Origin of the sequence: Candidatus Magnetaquiglobus chichijimensis (assembly GCF_045865675.1) — a bacterium.
Taxonomy (GTDB): Bacteria; Pseudomonadota; Magnetococcia; order Magnetococcales; family Magnetaquicoccaceae; genus Magnetaquiglobus; species Magnetaquiglobus chichijimensis.
Genome location: NZ_BAAFGK010000005.1, coordinates 495660 through 515415, shown reverse-complemented (window position 1 = coordinate 515415; position 19756 = coordinate 495660). Strand labels below are relative to the sequence as shown.

Annotated in this window: 19 protein-coding genes; 7 read left to right on the top strand and 12 right to left on the bottom strand. The window is 62.9% G+C overall.

Annotated features, from left to right (window positions below):
• Window positions 1-92 precede the first annotated feature (92 nt).
• Together ACOY6C_RS15980 and fliJ are read right to left on the bottom strand one after the other, a co-directional pair.
• The gene (locus tag ACOY6C_RS15980) at window positions 93-791 is read right to left on the bottom strand and encodes a MotE family protein (RefSeq protein ID WP_420906518.1); all 699 of its coding nucleotides are present in this window, start codon (window positions 789-791) and stop codon (window positions 93-95) included.
• A 2-nt stretch (window positions 792-793) separates the two neighbouring features.
• Window positions 794-1264: a flagellar export protein FliJ gene (fliJ, locus tag ACOY6C_RS15975; RefSeq protein ID WP_420906517.1), complete on the bottom strand. Its 471-nt coding sequence runs from the start codon at window positions 1262-1264 to the stop codon at window positions 794-796.
• A gap of 179 nt (window positions 1265-1443) precedes the next feature.
• Between fliJ and ACOY6C_RS15970 the strand changes: the two genes are divergently transcribed.
• Entirely contained in the window at window positions 1444-2850 is a 1407-nt protein-coding gene (locus ACOY6C_RS15970; protein WP_420906516.1) for a M48 family metalloprotease, read from the top strand.
• A 522-nt stretch (window positions 2851-3372) separates the two neighbouring features.
• Here ACOY6C_RS15970 and panD read toward each other — a convergent pair.
• The 5 genes from panD to ACOY6C_RS15945 all read right to left on the bottom strand — a co-directional run bounded on the left by panD (window position 3373) and on the right by ACOY6C_RS15945 (window position 7191).
• Window positions 3373-3750 carry an aspartate 1-decarboxylase gene (gene panD, locus ACOY6C_RS15965; RefSeq protein WP_420906515.1) on the bottom strand — a complete coding sequence of 126 codons (378 nt, stop codon included), beginning with the start codon at window positions 3748-3750 and terminating at the stop codon, window positions 3373-3375.
• 32 nt (window positions 3751-3782) lie between these two features.
• A complete protein-coding gene (panC, locus tag ACOY6C_RS15960) occupies window positions 3783-4646 on the bottom strand; it encodes a pantoate--beta-alanine ligase (RefSeq protein WP_420906514.1) in 864 nt (287 codons plus the stop codon).
• Between the two features lie 10 nt (window positions 4647-4656).
• Complete coding sequence (panB, locus tag ACOY6C_RS15955; RefSeq protein WP_420906513.1) at window positions 4657-5460, bottom strand: 3-methyl-2-oxobutanoate hydroxymethyltransferase; 804 nt, start codon at window positions 5458-5460, stop codon at window positions 4657-4659.
• A gap of 205 nt (window positions 5461-5665) precedes the next feature.
• Window positions 5666-6250: a 2-amino-4-hydroxy-6-hydroxymethyldihydropteridine diphosphokinase gene (folK, locus tag ACOY6C_RS15950; RefSeq protein ID WP_420906512.1), complete on the bottom strand. Its 585-nt coding sequence runs from the start codon at window positions 6248-6250 to the stop codon at window positions 5666-5668.
• Between the two features lie 38 nt (window positions 6251-6288).
• Window positions 6289-7191: a D-alanyl-D-alanine carboxypeptidase family protein gene (locus ACOY6C_RS15945; RefSeq protein WP_420906511.1), complete on the bottom strand. Its 903-nt coding sequence runs from the start codon at window positions 7189-7191 to the stop codon at window positions 6289-6291.
• Window positions 7192-7516: 325 nt separating this feature from the next.
• Between ACOY6C_RS15945 and ACOY6C_RS15940 the strand changes: the two genes are divergently transcribed.
• From ACOY6C_RS15940 to dapD, 3 genes are all read left to right on the top strand, one after another.
• Complete coding sequence (locus tag ACOY6C_RS15940; protein ID WP_420906510.1) at window positions 7517-8599, top strand: M14 family murein peptide amidase A; 1083 nt, start codon at window positions 7517-7519, stop codon at window positions 8597-8599.
• The gene (gene dapC / locus ACOY6C_RS15935; RefSeq protein WP_420906509.1) at window positions 8596-9831 is read left to right on the top strand and encodes a succinyldiaminopimelate transaminase; all 1236 of its coding nucleotides are present in this window, start codon (window positions 8596-8598) and stop codon (window positions 9829-9831) included. The genes ACOY6C_RS15940 and dapC overlap by 4 nt, the downstream gene beginning before the upstream one ends.
• A gap of 448 nt (window positions 9832-10279) precedes the next feature.
• Entirely contained in the window at window positions 10280-11143 is an 864-nt protein-coding gene (gene dapD / locus ACOY6C_RS15930; RefSeq protein WP_420906508.1) for a 2,3,4,5-tetrahydropyridine-2,6-dicarboxylate N-succinyltransferase, read from the top strand.
• A 290-nt stretch (window positions 11144-11433) separates the two neighbouring features.
• On the opposite strand, the gene ACOY6C_RS15925 is transcribed toward dapD, so the two are convergent.
• The 4 genes from ACOY6C_RS15925 to ACOY6C_RS15910 form a co-directional block, all read right to left on the bottom strand.
• The gene (locus ACOY6C_RS15925; protein WP_420906507.1) at window positions 11434-12717 is read right to left on the bottom strand and encodes a TRAP transporter large permease; all 1284 of its coding nucleotides are present in this window, start codon (window positions 12715-12717) and stop codon (window positions 11434-11436) included.
• Window positions 12714-13265, bottom strand: coding sequence for a TRAP transporter small permease (locus tag ACOY6C_RS15920; RefSeq protein WP_420906506.1), 552 nt, complete (start codon window positions 13263-13265; stop codon window positions 12714-12716). Before ACOY6C_RS15920 ends, ACOY6C_RS15925 begins: the two co-directional genes overlap by 4 nt.
• Before the next feature lie 16 nt (window positions 13266-13281).
• The gene (locus ACOY6C_RS15915) at window positions 13282-14295 is read right to left on the bottom strand and encodes a TRAP transporter substrate-binding protein (protein WP_420906505.1); all 1014 of its coding nucleotides are present in this window, start codon (window positions 14293-14295) and stop codon (window positions 13282-13284) included.
• 93 nt (window positions 14296-14388) lie between these two features.
• Window positions 14389-15318: an ATP-binding cassette domain-containing protein gene (locus tag ACOY6C_RS15910; protein ID WP_420906504.1), complete on the bottom strand. Its 930-nt coding sequence runs from the start codon at window positions 15316-15318 to the stop codon at window positions 14389-14391.
• Window positions 15319-15464: 146 nt separating this feature from the next.
• Between ACOY6C_RS15910 and ACOY6C_RS15905 the strand changes: the two genes are divergently transcribed.
• The 3 genes from ACOY6C_RS15905 to ACOY6C_RS15895 all read left to right on the top strand — a co-directional run bounded on the left by ACOY6C_RS15905 (window position 15465) and on the right by ACOY6C_RS15895 (window position 18698).
• On the top strand, window positions 15465-17042 hold the full coding sequence (locus tag ACOY6C_RS15905) for an NAD(P)H-hydrate dehydratase (RefSeq protein ID WP_420906503.1): 1578 nt from the start codon (window positions 15465-15467) through the stop codon (window positions 17040-17042).
• 4 nt (window positions 17043-17046) lie between these two features.
• The gene (locus tag ACOY6C_RS15900) at window positions 17047-18204 is read left to right on the top strand and encodes an aldo/keto reductase (protein WP_420906502.1); all 1158 of its coding nucleotides are present in this window, start codon (window positions 17047-17049) and stop codon (window positions 18202-18204) included.
• A 68-nt stretch (window positions 18205-18272) separates the two neighbouring features.
• A complete protein-coding gene (locus ACOY6C_RS15895) occupies window positions 18273-18698 on the top strand; it encodes a hemerythrin domain-containing protein (protein ID WP_420906501.1) in 426 nt (141 codons plus the stop codon).
• Window positions 18699-18779: 81 nt separating this feature from the next.
• On the opposite strand, the gene ACOY6C_RS15890 is transcribed toward ACOY6C_RS15895, so the two are convergent.
• Entirely contained in the window at window positions 18780-19682 is a 903-nt protein-coding gene (locus tag ACOY6C_RS15890; protein WP_420906500.1) for a phytoene/squalene synthase family protein, read from the bottom strand.
• Window positions 19683-19756 lie beyond the last annotated feature (74 nt).

Below are 19756 nucleotides of genomic sequence, written 5' to 3'. Positions count from 1 at the left end.
GGCCGGATCGAACTGGAACGGCGGAGGGTGGAATGGTCATGAACGGTTGCCGTGGCACGCCCCTCGGGACTCCGCGAGCCAGGTTCACGCCGTCAGAAGGCCTGCTGGATCGGGGTGCCCTGGGGCGGCGGGAGCTTGGCGTTTTTGACGCTCTTGTCGGGCATGGCCGGAGGCATGGGGGCGGACTCCTGGGCCTGGGGCGCGTCGGCGCCCCTGCCGGCGGATTGGGGTTGCGGAGCCTCGTCCTGCTCCACGCCGCGCCGGGCGGAAATCGGCACGCCGATCGCCTCGGAGAGCTGTACCGCGTCGGCGATGTCCATGCGGTTCAAGATCTTGGCGGCCACCTTCTCGGGCACCGCCTTGAGCGCCTTGACCGCGGTGTCGCGATCCATGGCCATCAGGCTCGAGGCGGCCTGCTTGGGTTTCATGCCGGAGTAGATCTTGGCGAGCCGCTTGATGTTGGCATCATCGGCCTCCTTTTCGCGATCCAGATCGGCGCGGATGGTATCGCGCAACTGCTCCAGGGCGGTGATGCGCTTCTGCATCTTCTCCTCGAGCCTCTTGAGATCGGCCTCGCGCAACTCCAGCATCTTCTCGCGCTCGTCCATGGCCAGACGCCGCTTCTCCAGCGACTCCAACAACGCGATCGGATCGCGAACCAGGCCGGAATCCGCCGCCTTGCTGCTCTTGGACTTCTCCTCGTGGTCCGCGACCCAGGCCGGAACCGCGCCGGCGATCAATACGACGAACAACGCCGCGATACTCACGATCCAACGGGTACGCCTGGTCATGTTCACGCCAAATTCCTCCTCGTTTGATACTGTCCTGCCGGATCACGCCCGACCCGGTTGATTGCCACCAAATCCATCTCCTTGAACTCCTGACGCTTCGCCTCGTGCTGCAAACGGGCGCCCTCCTTTTCGGCCAGCTTCTCCGACTGTTGCAAGCGCATGCGCGCTTCGTGCCAGGCCACGCGGGCCTGTTCGGAGTCGTGTCGGGCCCGTTGCAACATATGCTCCAATCTCTGCCGCCGCCACGCCTGACCGGCCAAAAACGACTGCATCAATCCTGCGTCGGTGCGTTCGGCGTCGGGATCGGCCAACGCTTCGATGGCGGCGCGCCGCTCCTCGGCGGTCTGCCGGTCCAGCTCGGCGATGTGACGCGTCAACTCCTCGATGCTCACCAGGGTGCGCGCGAAGGCCTGGCCCGCCGCCTCCTCCTGAAGACCACGCAGCTCCTCCAAACGCGAAAAGCGATTGCCCACCTTATTTGGACTCTCCTTGTCGAAGAATGTACCCGGCAACGGGCAAAGCCCGGCAAAAAAAAATCATGACAGCGCGTGATTGGGACTCGCCATTCGGGTCCGGTTATCGCAGACTGATGGCGTGGGTCGGTTATCACAACTCATCATACACCCTATCCGCAAGGATATCTGCAACTATCATGCCCACCATAACACTCTTGACACGCGCCCTGTTTTCGCTCCTCTCCCTTGTTGCGCTCCTCATCCTGGCCACGCCCGCCACCGCGCGCGAGAAGGATCTGATCGTCCTGGCCGTGGGTCCAGAGACCACCGAAATCCTGCGCCGTCTGGGCGAACCCCTGGCGCGCGCTGCGGATCTTCCTCCAGAGGAGGTTCGGTTCCATGTGGTGCTCAACCCGGCCCTCAACGCCTTTGCCCTGCCCAACCGCAACATCGTTTTCAACAGCGGTCTGATGCTGGCGGTGCGGGACCGCGACGAGTTGGCCGGGGTGATGGCGCACGAGATCGGCCATTTGAAGGCCGGTCATCACTTGCAGCTCGAGGCGCTCACCAAGCGGCTATCGATCCAGACCATGATTTCGGCTGCTGCGGGCATGATCGCCGCCATGGCCTCGCGCAACGGACAGGTCGGTCAGGCGGTGATCACCGGTGGGGCTGGTTCCGCGCAACTCGACATGCTCGAAGCGATCCGCAACAAGGAGTCCCAATCCGATCGGATCGCCGTCACGCTGCTGGCCAAGGCGGGGTTCAACCCCGAAGGATTGGCCAGTTTCATGAACCGACTGGTGCAGCAGCAGCGCATCTCCACCCTGCCGCCCCCCTATCTCCTGACGCATCCGATCTCCACCGAACGTCTGCTCGACTCCAAGCGCATGGCTGCCGAGGAGCCGCGTCCCACGCCACGCAAGGGGGATCAGGCGGACAATCTTTTGTTGGCACGGGCCAGGGCGGTACTCGAGGCCGAATCCAGCGAGTTCCCGGAGGAGAGCATCGTCCGGTTTCAATCCCGTTTGCGGCTCGAACCGGACGATCTGGCTTTGGAGCAGGGGTTGGCCGAGGCGCTGCGTGCCGCCGGGCGGCTGCCCGAAGCCGAGGCGCTCTGGAACAAGCTGATCAAGAATCATCCGGGGGATCCCCATTTGTTGCGCCATCGCGGGGTGACGCGCACCGAGTTGGGTCATTTCGCGGAAGCGGCCCAGGATCTCGAGGAGGCGAGCTTGCAACTGCCCGATCAGCCGGATCTTCGTTTTCGCCAGGCATTTGCCTTGAAGGAGTTGAAAAAGCCGCAAGAGGCGATTCGCATCCTGCGCAAGCTCGCCTCGAAGGAGCCAGACGAGCCGAGGTACTGGTATTTGCTGGGGCTGGTCGAGAGTGATGCCGGGCATGCTGGTGAGGGGCATCTGGCCATGGGGCGGTATCATGCTTTGATTCTGGAGCGCAACAACGCCCTGTGGCATTTTCAGGAGGCGATTCGTTTGTTGCCGAACGGATCCACCGGGCAATCGATCGCGCGGGAGGAGTTGAAGCAGGCGCGCAAGATCGAGGTCAAGCGGGAGCCGGAGGAGGGGGAGCGCAAGCGGCGCTGAGGGGGAGCGCCTGCCATCTCGAACAATCTGATTTGACTGTTAAAAAAAAAGAGAGAGTCTGGGAGATTCTTCTCCCAGGGTTCTATCCTTTGTCTTTAGATTCTTGTCTTTAATCCTTTGTCTTTAGCGCGCTCTACAAAAAAGCGATTTTTCGCGCCTTTTGCGAAAAATCGCTGCGCGCAGCCTTGGTTCCTGGTGACGTTTTGCGCCTTTGCAAAACGTCACCAGGAACCATCGCCAGAACTGGCAGCCGAAGGCGGCTTATGTGCCGACATGCCATTCGCCCCCTCCTTATGCCCTGACGGGCAACGGAGGGGGCACATGAGACGGCGCGCGCTTGCGCCTTTTTTCGCAAAAGACGCGAAAAAAGGCTTATCGTGAAAAGCGCGCGAAAGGAAAAAGTCATAAAGAACAAAAATCCAAACCTCAGGGCTTCGCCCCGAACCCCACCAGGGGCCATTGGCCCCTGGACCCCGCCGGTTTTCCTGCCGGTTTTCCCACCGGTTTTCCCGCCAGTCTCCCCTACCCCTGCACCGGAATCTCCCGACTCACCCGCACCACCCGGTTCCCTTCGCCCACATACACCAACGTCGGCGCAAACCGCCCGGCCTCTTCCGGAGTCATGGAGACAAACGCGGCAATGATCAGAATATCCCCGTTACTGGCCTTGTGGGCCGCCGAACCATTCACCGAAATCGTCCCACTGCCGCGCGCGGCGCGAATCGCATAGGTGGTCAACCTCTCACCGTTGGTCACGTTCCATAAATGGATCTGCTCGAACTCCCGCAATCCGGCGCTCTCCATCAGATCTTCGTCAATGGCACACGAACCCTCGTAATCCACCTGCGTCTCCGTGACCGTGGCCCGGTGCAGCTTGCACTTGAGAAGCGTGATCTCCATCCCCCTACCCTCGCCTGATTCCGAATGGTCCCCTACGCGCCATCCTCGCGTGACAACACCATGTTGTCAATCAAGCGGGCACTGCCCAGCCGCACCGCCAGCAACATCACCGGATCCTCGTCATCCGTGACCGTCGCGACTTTCAGCAAGGTTCGTGCCGCTCGTACCGCCACATACTCCACACGCTCAATACCCGCCGCGTGCAGTACCTCCCTGGCGACCCCCTCCAACAACTCCGGACTCCCCTCCCCCGCACGACGCAAATCCCGCGCAGCCAACAAAGCCCGATACAACGCCCCGGCACGCTGACGCTCCTCCGGGTTCAAATAACGGTTGCGACTCGACATGGCCAAACCATCCGACTCGCGCACCGTCGGCACGCCGACCACCCGCAAGGGCATGGCCAGATCGGTCACCAACCGCTCGATCAACAAAAACTGCTGATAATCCTTCAGACCGAAAAACGCCACATCCGGTTGCACCCGGTTCAACAAAATCGTCACCACCAGGGCCACGCCATCGAAATGACCAGGCCGCACCGCACCGCACAGCCCGGCAGAGATCTCCGGAAGCTGAATGCGAGTCTGGAACCCCTCGGGATAGATCTCCCTCACCTCCGGCAGATACAACGCATCGCAACCGGCAGCGGTCAACATGGCCTGATCGGCCTCCAGAGTGCGCGGATAGCGGGAGAAATCCTCGTTGGGTCCGAACTGGGTGGGATTGACGAAAATCGAGGCCACCACATGGGCACACTGCTGACGCGCGGCGTGGATCAGGGCGATGTGACCGGCATGCAGCGCTCCCATGGTCGGCACAAAGCCGATTCCACCCCCCGAGGCGCGACGTGCGCGACTCCAACGGGTCAGGGCCTGGGCATCGGTGAGCAACTCCATGGATTCCTCGTTACGGATCAAAGCCGTGCTCAGGGCCCGGAAAGGCTCCGGTACGCACCTCGTCGGCAAAACGGTTCACCGCCGAAACGATCGCCTGGCCACCCTCCAGATAGTGCTTGACAAACCGGGGGCGCACGCCGTCGAACATCCCAAGCAGGTCGTAACCCACCAAAACCTGGCCATCGCAGGCCGGACCCGCGCCGATGCCAATGGTGGGAATGGTCAGCCGTTCGGTGATCGCGGTGGCCAACGGGGTGGGCATCCCTTCGAGAATCACGGCAAAAGCGCCGGCCTCCTGCACGGCCAGGGCATCCTCAAGCACCCCAGCCGCCGCATCGCCCCGTCCCTGCACCTTGAATCCACCAAAGGCATGCACCGATTGCGGCGTGAGCCCCACATGGGCCATGACCGGGATGTGATGGTCGGCCAGATAACGGATGGTCTCGACCATGCGCCGTCCACCCTCAAGCTTCACCGCCTGACAGCCGCTCTCCTTGAGAATGCGTACCGCGGCATCCATGACCCGATCCCCGGCACCATGACAGACCCCGAAAGGCATGTCGCACACCACCAGGGCGCGACTCGAACCGCGCACCACCGCCGTGGCGTGGTGGATCATCTGATCCAGGGTGACGGGCAGGGTGGTGTCATGGCCGAGAATCACCATGCCCAGAGAGTCGCCCACCAGCAGGATATCCACGCCGGCGCTCTCGAACAAACGGGCGAAGGTGTAGTCGTAGGCGGTCACGCAGACGATCCGGCGACCCGATCGTTTCATGCGATCGAGTTCCGGCACGGTGACGCGAGCGCTCATGACCGTTTCCCGTCTCGTGGAAACGGCGCGCGCGAAAGGCTCGCCAGGATTGTCGTTTGGGGGAGATCGATTTGTTTCATGAATGTCCGTCCCGGTCCCCGCGAAGGTGATCCAGGCGTCCCAGTATGAGTTCGGGTTGACGGGATTGCCCGCGAACGGGGCCTGCCCGATGTTCATGCATCCTCATAAAGAATCCGGATTCGGGTCACGGCTCCCTGATCAGTCGCTCGGAGTCCACGCCCATCCGTCCCAGTCGGATGATCCGGGCGGTATCATCGACCTCATCGAGCAGTCTGTCAATGGTTTTGCCGCATGTCGGATGGATCCACCCCGGCGCGAGATCCGCCAGGGGGCGCAGCACAAAACGGCGTGCATGCAGACGCGGATGGGGCAAAATCAACGACCTGGAGCGAATCACCCGCCCGCCGAAGAACAGAAGATCCAAATCCAAAGGGCGCGGACCCCAATGGATTTCATGGCCACGATCCCGTCCCGCCTCCCGTTCGAGGCGTTGCAACAGGCGCAACAGAGCGCGCGGACCGCTCGTCCGGCAGGCCAGCGCGGCCACGCCGTTCCAGAACCACGGCTGATGCCGGATCGGTCCGACCGGCTCGGTGCGGTAGAGCGGGGAGAAAGCCAGAAGGGTCAGGCCGGCGTGTCGATCCAACCGGACCAGGGCGCGACGCATCCGCGACAGGGTATCCGGATGGTTCCCGCCCAGACCGATCCAGGCCAAACGCGTGGCGGAAACGGTGGAAAAGGGGTTGGCCTCCGGGTCGTGGGCGGTCATGCGGACGAATCGGGATGCATGGACGACCGGCTGGGGATCTAGATCCGTCCGACGCTGTCGGCCTGGAAATTGACCTTGATGTGCCAGGGTTCGAAACGGACGCCGAGCAGATTGTCGCGGGGATAGCGCAGCCGCAGGTAGCCCAGGTCGCGCAGGCGCTTGAAAACCGGCGTGGTGATGAACCGTTCGGTGAAATTGAAAGCGCCGTAACCGGCCTGCCCCACATCGAAATCGCTCACGCCGTGGTAGGAGTAGCCCGGCGGCGCCAGGGAACGGGAGGCACGGGAGAGATTGCCATCGCTCTCCGACACCTTGGTGAGGAAGAGCTGGAACTGCTTGATCACGCTGCGCACGCCGGAGGTGAGCACCACCTGATCGCCCAACTCCTTGCGCAGGTGCTGATAGATCGCCTCGGGCTGGCCGCGGAAAAGGTAATTGCCGGTTCCGGAGAGTTTGACCACCTCGTTGATCGGCACGCGATCGGTCAGATTGCGCAGCGGCTTGTCGCCGTAAAAGCCGTAATCCGAGGCGCTGGCGTAGAAAAGCTGTTCTAGGAAGTTGAGCTCCTCGACCGTGAAGGGTTCGATTTCGGTCTGGGTACGGGCCAGATAGACCGCCTGATCGAAATCGATCACGTAGAAGTTGCCGAAGCCGATCAGTTTCTGGATGCGGTTGAAACGCCGAAGCGCGGAGTTGAGCAGGTCGAGCTGCTCTTCCTTGAGGTAGACGTCATCCGGATGGTCTTCGTTGAAGTAACGGACCTTGTGGAGATAGCTGTCCAGATCGTCGTCCCGGGAGTCCTGGGAGACACGATTTTTTTTGGGCAAACCGGTGGCACGGCGTTCGGCGGACGCAGCCAGGGCTTCGGATCCGAACGGATTCGAGGCCATCACACCTGCGGCACCCGCAGTGATTATTTTCAGAAAACCCCGTCTGTTCATGGTTTTCTTCGTCCGATGTCCTGTCTAGTTGGAACCAGGGGGTTCCAGCCGATCATTACCCTCAGGATGGTATCGATCAAATCATAGCACGCATCCAGGCACGAATGCCATGGGTGAATGCAACCGACGTGCGACCCAGCCGTTGCATTCGTGATAAGCAATTCTTTTGCCAGTTTATGTACATTCGCATCGAAATCGAAATAAACGCACACTCTTACCGCTTCTTGCGCGTATTTCGCTTTGACGCGCCCTGGCCATTGGGGTACAAAGGACAGTTGCACTGGCCCAGGGCCGTCCCCGATTCCTCCAACGCTGCCACCGTTTCATGCCCGCGACGCCACCGCACCGCCAGCCCATCGACGCACAACCCGCGCGACCCGCGACCGGGACCGGCTGGCCCATGGTCGCGATCCGTCGCATCCGGTGCATTCTGACGCTGGGGGTGGGGGTGTTGCTGGGTCTGTCGCCATGGACCGCCTGGAGCGCAGATCCGTCGAATCTCTCTGCCCACGAGGCCCTGGAGGCGATCGCCCAGGATGCGGTTAAGGGAAATCATATACCTGGGGTCGATAAAAAAACAGAAAAATCGCCGCCTCAGCTCTCCATGCCCGAGATGTGCGCCAAAATTGGCGCCAAGCTGCGTAGCGTCGATCCCTTGACCTGCCAGAAATTCAACCTGCAACGCACGGGTGCCGCCTCGGTCAACGGTCTGCCCATTCTCCTCAAGGAGTACCCACCCCACCCCGATCGCCCACCCCAGGCGCGCATCCTGCTGTTGGGCGGCATCCACGGGGATGAGTACTCCTCGATCAGCATCGTCTTCAAGTGGCTGGAGATCCTCGAAGCGCACCACTCCGGGCTTTTCCACTGGCGGGTCGCCCCCCTGGTGAATCCGGATGGTCTCTTGCGCGACCGGTCCCAGCGCACCAACATCCACGGCGTGGATCTGAACCGCAACTTTCCCACCACCGACTGGCATCGGGAGAGTCGTGAATACTGGGTCAACAAAACCCACAGCGATCCGCGTCGTTTTCCCGGTCCCGCCCCCTTGAGCGAACCCGAATCCCGTTGGGTCGCCGAGGAGATCGAGCGGTTCCGACCCAATGTCGTCATCTCGGTGCATGCCCCATTCGGTCTGCTCGACTTTGACGGTCCTCCCACCACGCCACCCGAGCGCCTTGGCGCCCTTTACCTGACCCTGCTCGGCACCTATCCCGGTTCCCTGGGTCGTTACGCCGGCATTCAAAAAAAACTGCCGATCATCACCATCGAACTCCCCTTGTCGGGCGCTCTACCCAACACCACGGAAATCGCCACCATGTGGTCTGACATGGTACGCTGGATCCGTGGCAACGTGCGCGATCGGGGGCCCAAACGCACCTACCTGACGGAACGTCCACTGCCATGAATCCACGCCTGAACCATCTGGAGCCTTATCCGTTCGAAAAGTTGGCCACGCTGTTGGCCAACACCACCCCGGAGACCAGCCTCGTGCCGATCAATCTGTCGATCGGCGAGCCGAAACATCCGCCCGCGCCCTTTCTTTTGGATGCGATGCGCGATTCGCTCATCGAGGTCTCCAAATATCCCTCGACCGCCGGCATGCCGGAGTTGCGTCGCGCCGCCTGTCAGTGGGCCGAAAAACGCTACGGTCTGGATGCCGGGGCGCTCGATCCGGAACGCAATCTGCTGCCGGTCAACGGCACCCGCGAGGCGCTTTTTTCCATCGTGCAGGCCGTGGTCGATCCGGCGCCCAAGAATCGATCCAAGCCGGTGGTGCTGATGCCCAACCCCTTCTATCAGATCTATGAGGGTGCGGCGATCATGGCCCATGCCGAGCCGGTCTACATGAACGCCAGCGAGGTTGAGGGGTTCCTGCCCGATTTCGGCGCCCTGCCCCCCTCCCTGCTCGATCGGGTGCAGCTTCTGTATCTCTGCACCCCCTCCAATCCCACCGGCGCCGCCTTCTCGTTGGAGCGTCTCCAGACCTTGATCCAACTCGCGGACCGTCATGATTTCGTCATCATCTCGGATGAGTGTTACTCGGAAATCTGGTATCAAACCCCGCCTCCCGGCATTCTCGAGGCGGCCTGGCGCGCGGGTCGCCGGGACTTTTCCCGGTGTCTTTCGTTCCAGTCGCTCTCCAAGCGTTCCAACCTGCCTGGCGCGCGCAGCGGTTTCGTGGCCGGGGATGCCTCGATCCTGAAAAAATATCTGCAACTGCGCACCTATACCGGCTGTTCCACCCCGCCGTTCATCCAGCGCGCCGCCATCGCCGCCTGGCTTGACGAGTCCCATGTGGAGGACAATCGGGTGATTTACCGTCAGAAACTGGCCGAGGCGTTGGAGATCCTTTCCCCGGTGTTGCCGGTCAAGGCGCCGGATGCCGGATTTTATCTCTGGCTCAAGGTGCCATCGGGTGGAGAACGGTTTGCCCATCGGCTTTACGAGCGGTACAATGTGACGGTGTTGCCGGGGGCCTATTTGAGTCGCGCCAACGGGCTTGCCACCCATCCGTCCGCTGCCGGGAATCCGGGTGAGGCGTGTGTGCGGGTGGCGATGGTGGCGTCGGTGGAGGAAAATCGCGAGGCGATGCAGCGGATCGCGGCGTGTGCCAGGGAGTTGCAGGCGGGCAATTGACGGATAAAACAGACAGGATCCAGGGGCCACACCCTTGCAGGGGACGGGGACCGAAAAAGTCCCCGGCTTAAGTGCGGAGACAGAGCCTCCGAGGTTTTGTTTTTGACTTGGCTTTTGAGCGCGCTCTTCAAAAAACGTTTTGCGCGCTTTTTGCGAAAAAACGCGCCGCGCCGCCATGTTCGCGGCATCGTTTCGCGCCTTTGGCAAAACGATGCCGCGAACATGGCCCGGCGTCATACCGCCGGAGGCGACACGTCTTCCACAGTCTCATGAGACCGCGCGCTTGCGCCCGTTTTCGCAAAAGGTGCGAAAACGGGCGGATCGTGAAGCGTGCGCGAAAGACAAAAGACGACAGTCGCGGGGCTCCGCCCCGCCCCTGCCGGAGGCGATCATCGCCCCCGGACCCCCTGATCTTTTTTTCCACCCCCCACCCAAGGAGTCACCCACCGTGTCGGATCTTCGCCCCCTCATCGAAGAGGCCTGGCAAAATCGCGCCAACATCGGCCCGGATTGCGATCCCACCCTGCGCCAGGCCATCCTGCAAGTCATCGACGCCCTGGACGCAGGCCAACTGCGCGTGGCCGAACCGGTCCCGGCTGACGCCCCAATCCCGGACGACGCCACCCACGGCTGGATGGTCAATCAATGGGTCAAAAAAGCCGTGCTGCTGTTTTTCAAGATCCATGACAACGGACCCATGAACGCCGGCGAGGCCCGCTGGTTCGACAAAGTGCCGCTCAAGTTCTCGAAATGGAAGAAAAAACAGTTCCGTGAAGCCGGCATCCGCGTCGTTCCCTCGGCCATCGCCCGCAAAGGGAGCTACCTGGCCCCCAAAGTGGTGCTCATGCCCTCCTACGTCAACATCGGCGCCTACGTCGATTCCGGCACCATGGTCGATACCTGGTCCACCGTCGGCTCCTGCGCCCAGATCGGCAAAAACGTCCACCTCTCCGGCGGCGTCGGCATCGGCGGAGTGCTCGAACCGCTGCAAGCCAACCCGGTGATCATCGAGGATGAGTGTTTCATCGGCGCCCGCGCCGAAGTGGCCGAAGGGGTGATCGTCGGTCGCGGCTCGGTGATCTCCATGGGGGTCTATCTCGGCGCCTCGACCCGCATCGTCAACCGCGCCACGGGAGAAATTCACTTAGGTTATGTTCCGCCCTACTCGGTGGTGGTCTCCGGCACCATGCCCGGCAAACCCCTGCCCGACGGCCAGCCCGGTCCGAACCTCTACTGCGCGGTGATCGTGAAGACCGTGGACGAGCGCACCCGCTCCAAGACCGGCATCAACGAGCTGTTGCGGGAGTTCTGATCAACGCCTGACCCTGGAGGTCCGTGGTGAACATTCACCCACGGACCTCCGTCCCCATGACGCGCGCATCAGATCCCATGACGATGCGCGCTGACATACTCGCGCAAAAACAGTCCCGCACGCCGCTGCCAACCCACGCCCGTTGACTCGAAAATCCACCACTTCCGGATCCAGTTGCAACGACACGGGCGCCAGTACCGGCTCGATGGCCCCTGGTGGGATCCAAAGGCAAAGCCCCAACCCTTGGGACTTTGCCGTTCGGTCCCCGGACCGTGCGACAGTTTGCCCCCCTACAACATCCCCAGAACCCCCGGCAGCCACAGGGAGATGGCCGGCACGTAGGTGACCAGCAGCAGAAAAACCACCATGACCATCATCCACGGCAGACAGGCGACGGTCACCTCGGAGAGCCCCTTGTGGGTGATGCCGCTGGCGATATACAGGTTGAGCCCCACGGGCGGGGTCACCATGCCGATCTCCATGTTGACGGTGAGGATTATGCCGAAGTGGATCGGATGGATGCCCAGCCGCATGGCCACCGGATAGAGCAACGGAGCCATGATGAGGATGATGGACGAGGGTTCCATGAAATCCCCGGCCAGGATCAGCAGCAGGTTGACCGCCAGAAGGAACATGATCGGTCCGAAGCCCTGATCGAGCATCCAGGCGCTCAAGGTCTGGGGGATGTTCTCATAGGTCAAGAGGAACGAGAAAAGGATCGCGTTGGTGATGATGTAGAGCAGCATGGCGCTCATGTTGGCCGATTCGAGCAACACGCGCGGCACGTCGGAGAGTTTCAGGTCGCGGTAGACGAACACGGCGACGAAGAACGAATAGACCGCGCTGACGGCGGCGGCCTCGGTGGGGGTGAACAGCCCCGAGTAGATCCCCCCCATGACCACGACGATGAGCGACAACCCCCATACGCTGTCGCGGAAGGCGGCGCCGCGCTCGGCCCAGGAGGCCTTGGGTTGACGGGGATAATCGTGCCGCCAGGCGCGGAACCAGGTGAGCAGAGCGAGCAGGATCGCCAGCAGGATGCCCGGCACCACCCCGGCCATGAACATCGCCCCCACCGAAGTGCTGGTGGAAACCGAGTACATGACCATGACGATCGAGGGTGGAATGAGGATGCCCAACGCGCCGGAAGTGCTGATGACGCCGGTGCCGAACTCCCAGGGAAAGCCGGCGCGCACCATGGCCGGCATGAGGATCGAGCCGATGGCCACCACGGTGGCCGGCGAGGAGCCGGAGATGGCGGCGAACAGGGCGCAGGCGAGCACGGCGGAGAGGCCGAGGCCACCGGGAAGGTGCCCCACCATGTCGGTGGCGAAGCGGATCATGCGTCGGGCGACGCCGCCGTGGGTGAGGAAGCTGCCCGCCAGCACGAAGAACGGGATGGCCATGATCTCGAACCGTTCGATGCCGGTGAACAGCTTGAGCGCCACGGCTTCGATGGGCACGTTGGTCAGGGCGACCATGTAGAGAAGCACGGTCAAGCCGAGGGCGATGGAGATCGGCATGCCGGTGATCAGCAGCACGGCCAGCAGGCTGAAGATGATGATCGAGGTCATGCCTTGGCCTCCTCGGTCTCGATGCCGGCCACATGGGCATGATCGACATGCGGCATCCGCCCGGTTTTCTGATAGGCGAAGGCCACCTGCACGAACCGGAAGCACATGAGATAGGAGCCGAGGGGGATGCAGAGATAGATGATCCACATGGGGAGTTCCATGTCCGGGGAGGTCTGATCGGTGCGGCTCATCAGCAGGACGAAATGGGCGCCGAGGGTGCCGATGATCCCGGTGAAGGCGACGCCGCTCATCAGGCCGAAAATCACCACCTTGTGTTTGAGTCGCTCCTCGAGCCGGTTGACCAGCACGTCCACGCCGACGTGGATGCCGGTGCGCACCCCGTAGGCGGCGCCGAACTTGGCCATCCAGATGAACAGATAGATGCAGAGTTCCTGCGCCCAGCTGGTGCTGAATCCGGCCATGAAGTCGTGCAGGAACGAAACGCCCAGGGCATAGCGGTGGACCACCGCCACGAAGACGATCAGCGTGGCGGCGGCCATGAGGATGGTGATGATGGCCTCTTCGAGGTGATCGAGAAGTTTCAGCATGTCGCGGTCGATCCGCTCACGGCTTGGACGGATCGAAACCGGTGGCCATGTGGATCGACTGGATCAGCTCCGCGCCGATGCGGTTGGCCATCTCCTGATGGACCTTGACCAGCGCCTTTTTCCAGGCGGCGCGCTGCTCGTTGGTCAGCAGGACGACCTGGGTCTTGCCGGACTGGCGGACCGCCTCGATGGCGCCGTCATTCTCTTGTTTGGCGATCTGGTTGGCGTAGACCGTGGCATCGGCCAGGGCGCGATCGAGCTGGGTACGCACTTCGGGGGGCAGACCTTCCCAGAACGCCTTGTTGACGATCACCGCGTAGCCGAGGTAGCCGTGATCGGAGAGGGTCATGTGTTTCTGCACCTCGTGCATCTTCTGGGTGTAGAAGTTGGAGGCGGGATTTTCGGTGCCGTCCACGACGCCGGTCTGGAGCGCCTGATAGACTTCGGAGAAGGCCATGACCTGGGGATTGCCGCCCAGGGCGCGCATCTGGGCATCGAGCACCTTGGAGGATTGGATGCGCAGCTTGAGACCCTTGAAATCCTCGACGTTCTTCAAGGGCTTGTTGGCGCTCATCTGCTTGAAGCCGTTATCCCAATAGGTGAGACCCAGGATCCCCTTGGAGGAGAGCTTGGCGAGCAGGGCCTGACCGATCGGGCCGTAGGTGATTTTGTGGAGCTGTTCGTAGTTGTCGAACAGGAAGGGGAGGTCGAAGACCTCGAACTCCTTGACCCCCAGGGGACCGAATTTGGCCAGGGAGGGGGCGAGCATCTGCACCGTGCCCATCTGCACGGCTTCCAGCTCCTCTTTGTCCTTGAAGAGCTGACTGTTGGGGTAGACCTCGACCTTGACCCGATCCTTGGTGTAGCTGGCGGCGAGTTCCGCGAATTTGTCCGCGGCCTTGCCCTTGGGGGTATCCTTGGCCACGACGTGGCTGAATTTGATGGAGATTTGATCTCCGGCCCAAGCCGTTCCGCCCAGGACGACCCACGTCAAGGCCATGATCCCAATGCCGATGCGCCAAATTTTCATAGTGATGAGATCCTCGCGTCAGGGGAAGGGTAAAGATAAAATTCTACGTGGCCAGCATAAAGGAAAGCAAGCGCACGTCAAGGAAAGCGCGGCTCAATCCCGCAATTCCCGCCCGGTCAGGCGCAGAAAAACATCCTCCAGGCTGGCCGGTCGGGAGAGACAGACCAGCTCGTGGCGACCGCGCAGCCGGGAGATCACCTCCGCGCCATCGTCGCTGTGGCAGTGCAGCGCATCGCCCACCCGCTCCAGGCGTCCGGGCAGATGGGAGAAGGCGTCCGGATCCAGGGGCGCGCCGAGGCCGCGGATCTCCACCACCTCGGGTTCGACGTGAGCGCGGATCAGGGCAGCCGGTGAATCCATGGCCAGGATGCGCCCCTGATCGATGATCATCAGCCGGTCGCAGAGTCGGGCCGCCTCTTCCATGTAATGGGTGGTGAGAAAGAGGGTGGTGCCCTGATTCTTCAGCGCGGCGAGTCGCTGCCAGATCAGATGGCGCGCCTGGGGGTCGAGGCCGGTGGTCGGTTCGTCGAGGATGAGGAGTTCCGGTTCGTTCACCAGCGCACGCGCGATCACCAGACGGCGTTTCATCCCCCCGGAGAGGGTACGCACCGCATGATCGCGTCGTTCGGAGAGCTGGGCAACCTCCAGCAGAGGATTGATCCGCTCGCGGGCGGCACGGTCCGAAAGTCCGAAGTAGCGTCCATAGACCAGCAGATTTTCGGCCACGGTCAGATCGTCATCGAGGTTGTCCTCCTGGGGAACCACCCCGATGCGGCGATGGGCCTCGCCCCGATTTCGGTCGGCATGGGCCTCGAACAGAAACAGCTCACCCCCTTCCAGGGGGGTCAGGCCGGTGATCAGACGCAGGGTGGTGGTTTTGCCCGCGCCGTTGGGACCGAGCATGCCGAAACACTCCCCGGCGCGCACCTCGAAGTCGATCTCGGCGACCACGGCGCGGCCTTGATAGCTTTTTCGCAGATTTTTGGCTCGAATCAACGCCCGTACCATGGTTTGACGTTTCATCCTCGTTTGATTTATGGAAAAATGGCGCTGTCATCAGTCCATGAACGCCCATCCAGGCCGTTTTGCGGCTGGGAGGAGATCGCTCCTCCTCCATCCCGCCAATCTTCAGGTTCGAAAGTTATGCAACATCGCATGGGAGGCGTGCAATGGCCCACGACTTGGAACGCGTCGCTTCACACCGCTTGCTGACCAGCGCGCAAATGCGCGAGGCAGACCGCCGCACCATCGAAAACCTGGGTCTGCCTGGGGTGGTGCTGATGGAAAATGCCGGTGCCGCAGCCTGCCGGATCCTGAAAACCCGCATGCCGGAGTGGCGTGAACGGGTGGTGGTGATTCTGGCCGGCCAGGGCAACAACGGAGGCGACGGCTTCGTGGTGGGGCGATGGCTGCTGCAATCCGGTGGCCGGGTGGTGGTGTTGCTGCTTGGACGGGGGGCGGATCTGAAAGGGGATGCCCGCATCCATCACGGGGCGTTCGTGGGACAAGGAGGGGTGGTGCGGGAGCTTTTGCCCGGCGTGGAACTGGCCGACGTGCTCCATCCCCTGCTGCTCCATTGCAGCGTGGTGGTGGATGCGATCTTCGGCACCGGTCTGGCCCGCTCCGTCGAGGGGCTGGCCGCCGAGCTGATCCGCCTGGTGGCACGAAGCGGCAAACCGGTTCTGGCGGTGGACATCCCCTCCGGAGTGTGCGCGGATACGGGACGCATTCTGGGGTGCGCCCTGCCGGCACGCTGGACCGTCACCTTCGCGGCGGAAAAACGGGGCCATCGTCTGTATCCGGGCGCCGGGCTCGTCGGCGAACTGATCGTGGCGCCGATCGGCATTCCCGAGAGCTTTCTGAACATCCCCGAACATGACGTGGCCCTCAACGTCACGGAAGATCTGGTGATTCCCAAACGCTCCCCGGATGCCCACAAGGGGGATTGCGGTCGTCTGCTGGTCGTGGCCGGCGGGGTCGGCATGGAGGGCGCGGCGATCCTGGTGGCCCAGGGGGCGGCACGGGTGGGAGCGGGTCTGATCACCGTGGCCACCCCGGCAGCGGCGCAACCGGTGGTCACCGCCGGCCTGACCGAGGCCATGACCCTGCCGTTGCCGCTGCGCGCCTCGGGCGAACCTCTGTTGGACATCATTACCAAAGGCCGTTTTCAACCCGACGTGCTGGCCATCGGGCCGGGTCTGGGGGAGAACGAACAGACCTGGGAACTGGTCACCGCGATGATGGCCTGGAAAGAGCTTCCCACCCTGCTGGACGCGGATGCCTTGAACGTATTGGCCGGCCAGGGGGAACGAATCCGCCACTGGAGCATCGGACGACGCACACCGTTGATCCTCACCCCCCATCCCGGCGAAATGGCCCGGTTGTGGGGCATGGAGGTCAACGACGTGCGGGGGGACCGGCTGGCGATCGCGCGCCGCACTGCCCGTGACTGGGGGGTATGGGTGGTTCTCAAGGGGGCGGGCTCGGTGATCGCCGCGCCGGACGGACGCGCCTGGATCAACGCCACCGGCAATCCGGGTCTGGCCGCCGGCGGCAGCGGGGATCTTCTGACCGGCATCATCGCCGGCCTTCTGGCCCAGGACTGGCCGGTGGAGAGCGCGGTACGCGCCGGGGTGTGGCTGCACGGCGCGGCGGCGGATGCCTGCGCCGCCGAACAGGGCATGGTCGGCATGCTGGCCGGCGATCTGCTTCCCCATACCCGCCGACTGCGCAACGGCCTCGGCTAGCGCCATGGAACGACGTCGCTTCGGCAAGACCGGCCTGGATGTCTCGGTGTTGACCCTCGGGACCATGCGCCTGCCGCGCGGCTGGGAGACGCCCCACGATCATCTGCCGGAAGAGAGCCTGGAATCGACCTTCGCGATCGTCTCCACCGCCCTGTCCGCCGGGATCAACCTGATCGAAACCGCACGCGGCTACGGCAAGAGCGAACGACTGCTCGGCGCGGTGCTGCCCCGGGTCGGGGTGCCCCGCGAACGCTACCACATCATGACCAAAGCCCCGCCCGCCCCCACCGCGCGGGAGATGCGCCAGTGGATCGACGATTCCATCACCCGTCTGGGGTGTGATCGCATCGATCTGTTCGCCCTGCACGGCCTGAACCGCGAAACGCACCTTCAGGCCCTCGGCGCCAGAAACGGGGTGATGACCGCCCTTCATCAGGCCCGCGACGAAGGGTTGATCGGCGCCATCGGCTTCTCCGGCCACGCGGCGCCACCGCTGTTGCTGAGAATCCTCGCCACCGGCCATTTCGATTTCGTCAATCTCCACTATTACCGGTTCCGACGCGCCAACCACGCCGCCGTGGCCCTGGCCAACGCCCTGGGCATGGGAGTTCTGATCATCTCGCCCAACGACAAGGGCGGACGACTCTACGATCCGCCGGAACGGCTGCGTCTGTTGACCGCCCCCTTGCAGCCGGCGCAGTTCAACGAACGATGGCTGCTGGCCCAGAACGGAATCCACACCCTGAGCATCGGCCTGAGCGATCCGACCCAACTGCCCCTGCATCTGGACGGGTTGCGGCATGCGCCCGCCTGGGGAGATGCCGAACGGGAGATCGCCTGGCGTCTGGCGGCGGCGGAATCCCGCTCCGCGCTCAACGACTGCGGACAGGGGTGTTTCGCTTGCCTGCCCTGTCCCCAGGGGATCGAAATCCCGGAGATCCTGCGCATGGATCATTTGATTCACTGTTTTGACATGACGCATTTCGCCCGCTATCGTTACGACATGATGCGTCCCGGCGATCACTGGGTGCCTGGCGCCCGACTGGAAACCTGCGACCGCTGCGGCGACTGTCTGCCGCGCTGTCCGCGTGGCCTGCCGATTCCCGAGCTTCTGGCCGGGGCGCGTCGGCGCATGGACCCGGAGGGGGAGTCCTGCTCATGACCGACAAGATTCACGAGATACCCACTTCCGGGGTGCGTTCCATCGTGGCTCAACAAGGGAGAAAGGCCATGGCCGTAGTGATCCTCGCCCACAACAAAAAACTCACCTTCAAATGGCTGCGCTTTCCGGTGACCGGGATCGAGGGGTTGGACCGACAGCATCAGGAACTGTTGGATCAACTCAACGACTTGAAGGGGCTTTTGACCGAAGGGTGTGATCCGACCATCGTCGCCGAGCGGCTGCGGGGATTGCATGGCTGGTTCGACAGGCACTTCGAGGCGGAAAACCAGCTCATGCGGACACGCGACCTTTCCGACGCGGCGGCGCATATCGCCGCCCACCAGGCGTTGCTGGAGGGGCCGATGTTCCAGACCACCTTTGCCGCCGATGGTCAGGAGGGGTTCGACATCGACGCGCTCTTCACCTGGGAGGCCCAACACATCAACCATTTCGACCGTCCCCTGGCCGAGTTTCTCCTGACGCGGGAGTCGTGACCCGCGCAGCGATTCGACGCGGGCCGGGGCATCACGCGCCACCAGGCCCATCCAACGAGTCGGGCGAATCGTCCGGGGGGGTTACAAATACCGAAGAGGATTTTCGATCAACTGGAGGTGCAGCGCGCGGTATTTGTTGAGCAGGCGGTCGAGGATCCACCGCTCCAGGGTGCGCAACGGCAGACGGGCGATGGGGTCGAGTCCGGTGGCGAGCCGTTCCGACGCGCGGTCGGTCAGGGCGCGGATCAACGGGATCAGGGAGGCCTTGCGGTCGAGTCCGGCGGCCAGGGTATCGCGACCGAATCCGGCCTCGGCGAGCATCCCGGTGGGAATGGTGATCAACTGGCGGTCCTTGCGGGCATCCTTGGCCAGGTCACGGGCAATGTGGATCAGATAGCAGAAGATCGCCATGTCGCGCACCTGGTCGCGACAGAAGGGGTCGGGCCGGTTCAATCGATAGTGACCGTCCTGAACCTCGCAGGCGAGGATATAGGCGAAGGTGGCCGCCGGAGAGACGGTCGCCCCCTCACAGTAGGCGAGAAAATCCTCCCAGGTGACGATCTCCTGCTCGTGGACATCGTGACGCATGGCATCGGCCAGGGCATCCCAAGGCCAATCGCCCAGATCGCTCTGACCGATGGTCTCGTTGAGGGCAAGAAAAACATCCGGATGAAAGGAGTCCGCGCGCGGGGTGAAGGCGTGTCGGCTGGCGGCACGGGCCTGGAGACGCCAGGTTTCGATCTTCTCGAGAACCCGCTCCCGTTGGCCGGGACGCTGCTCCCTGGGGAGGGCGAGAAAATTCTCATCCACCAGATCATCGATCACCCGCATGGCGGCGTAGGCGCTGATGAACAGGCGCCGCTTGGCCCCTCCCAGCAGTCGCGACACCAGAAACAGCGGCGAACCGTTGCGTTGGGCGATGGCGTGGCAGACGGCATCGGGCGACGGGCGGTCCGGAGACGCGGTGGATGGGATCAGGATCATGATGGCTTTTTGAAAATATGCGGGTGGGTCGCGCGAGCGCTTTCGCGGGGAGACGCTTTTCCTTTATTCTGTCA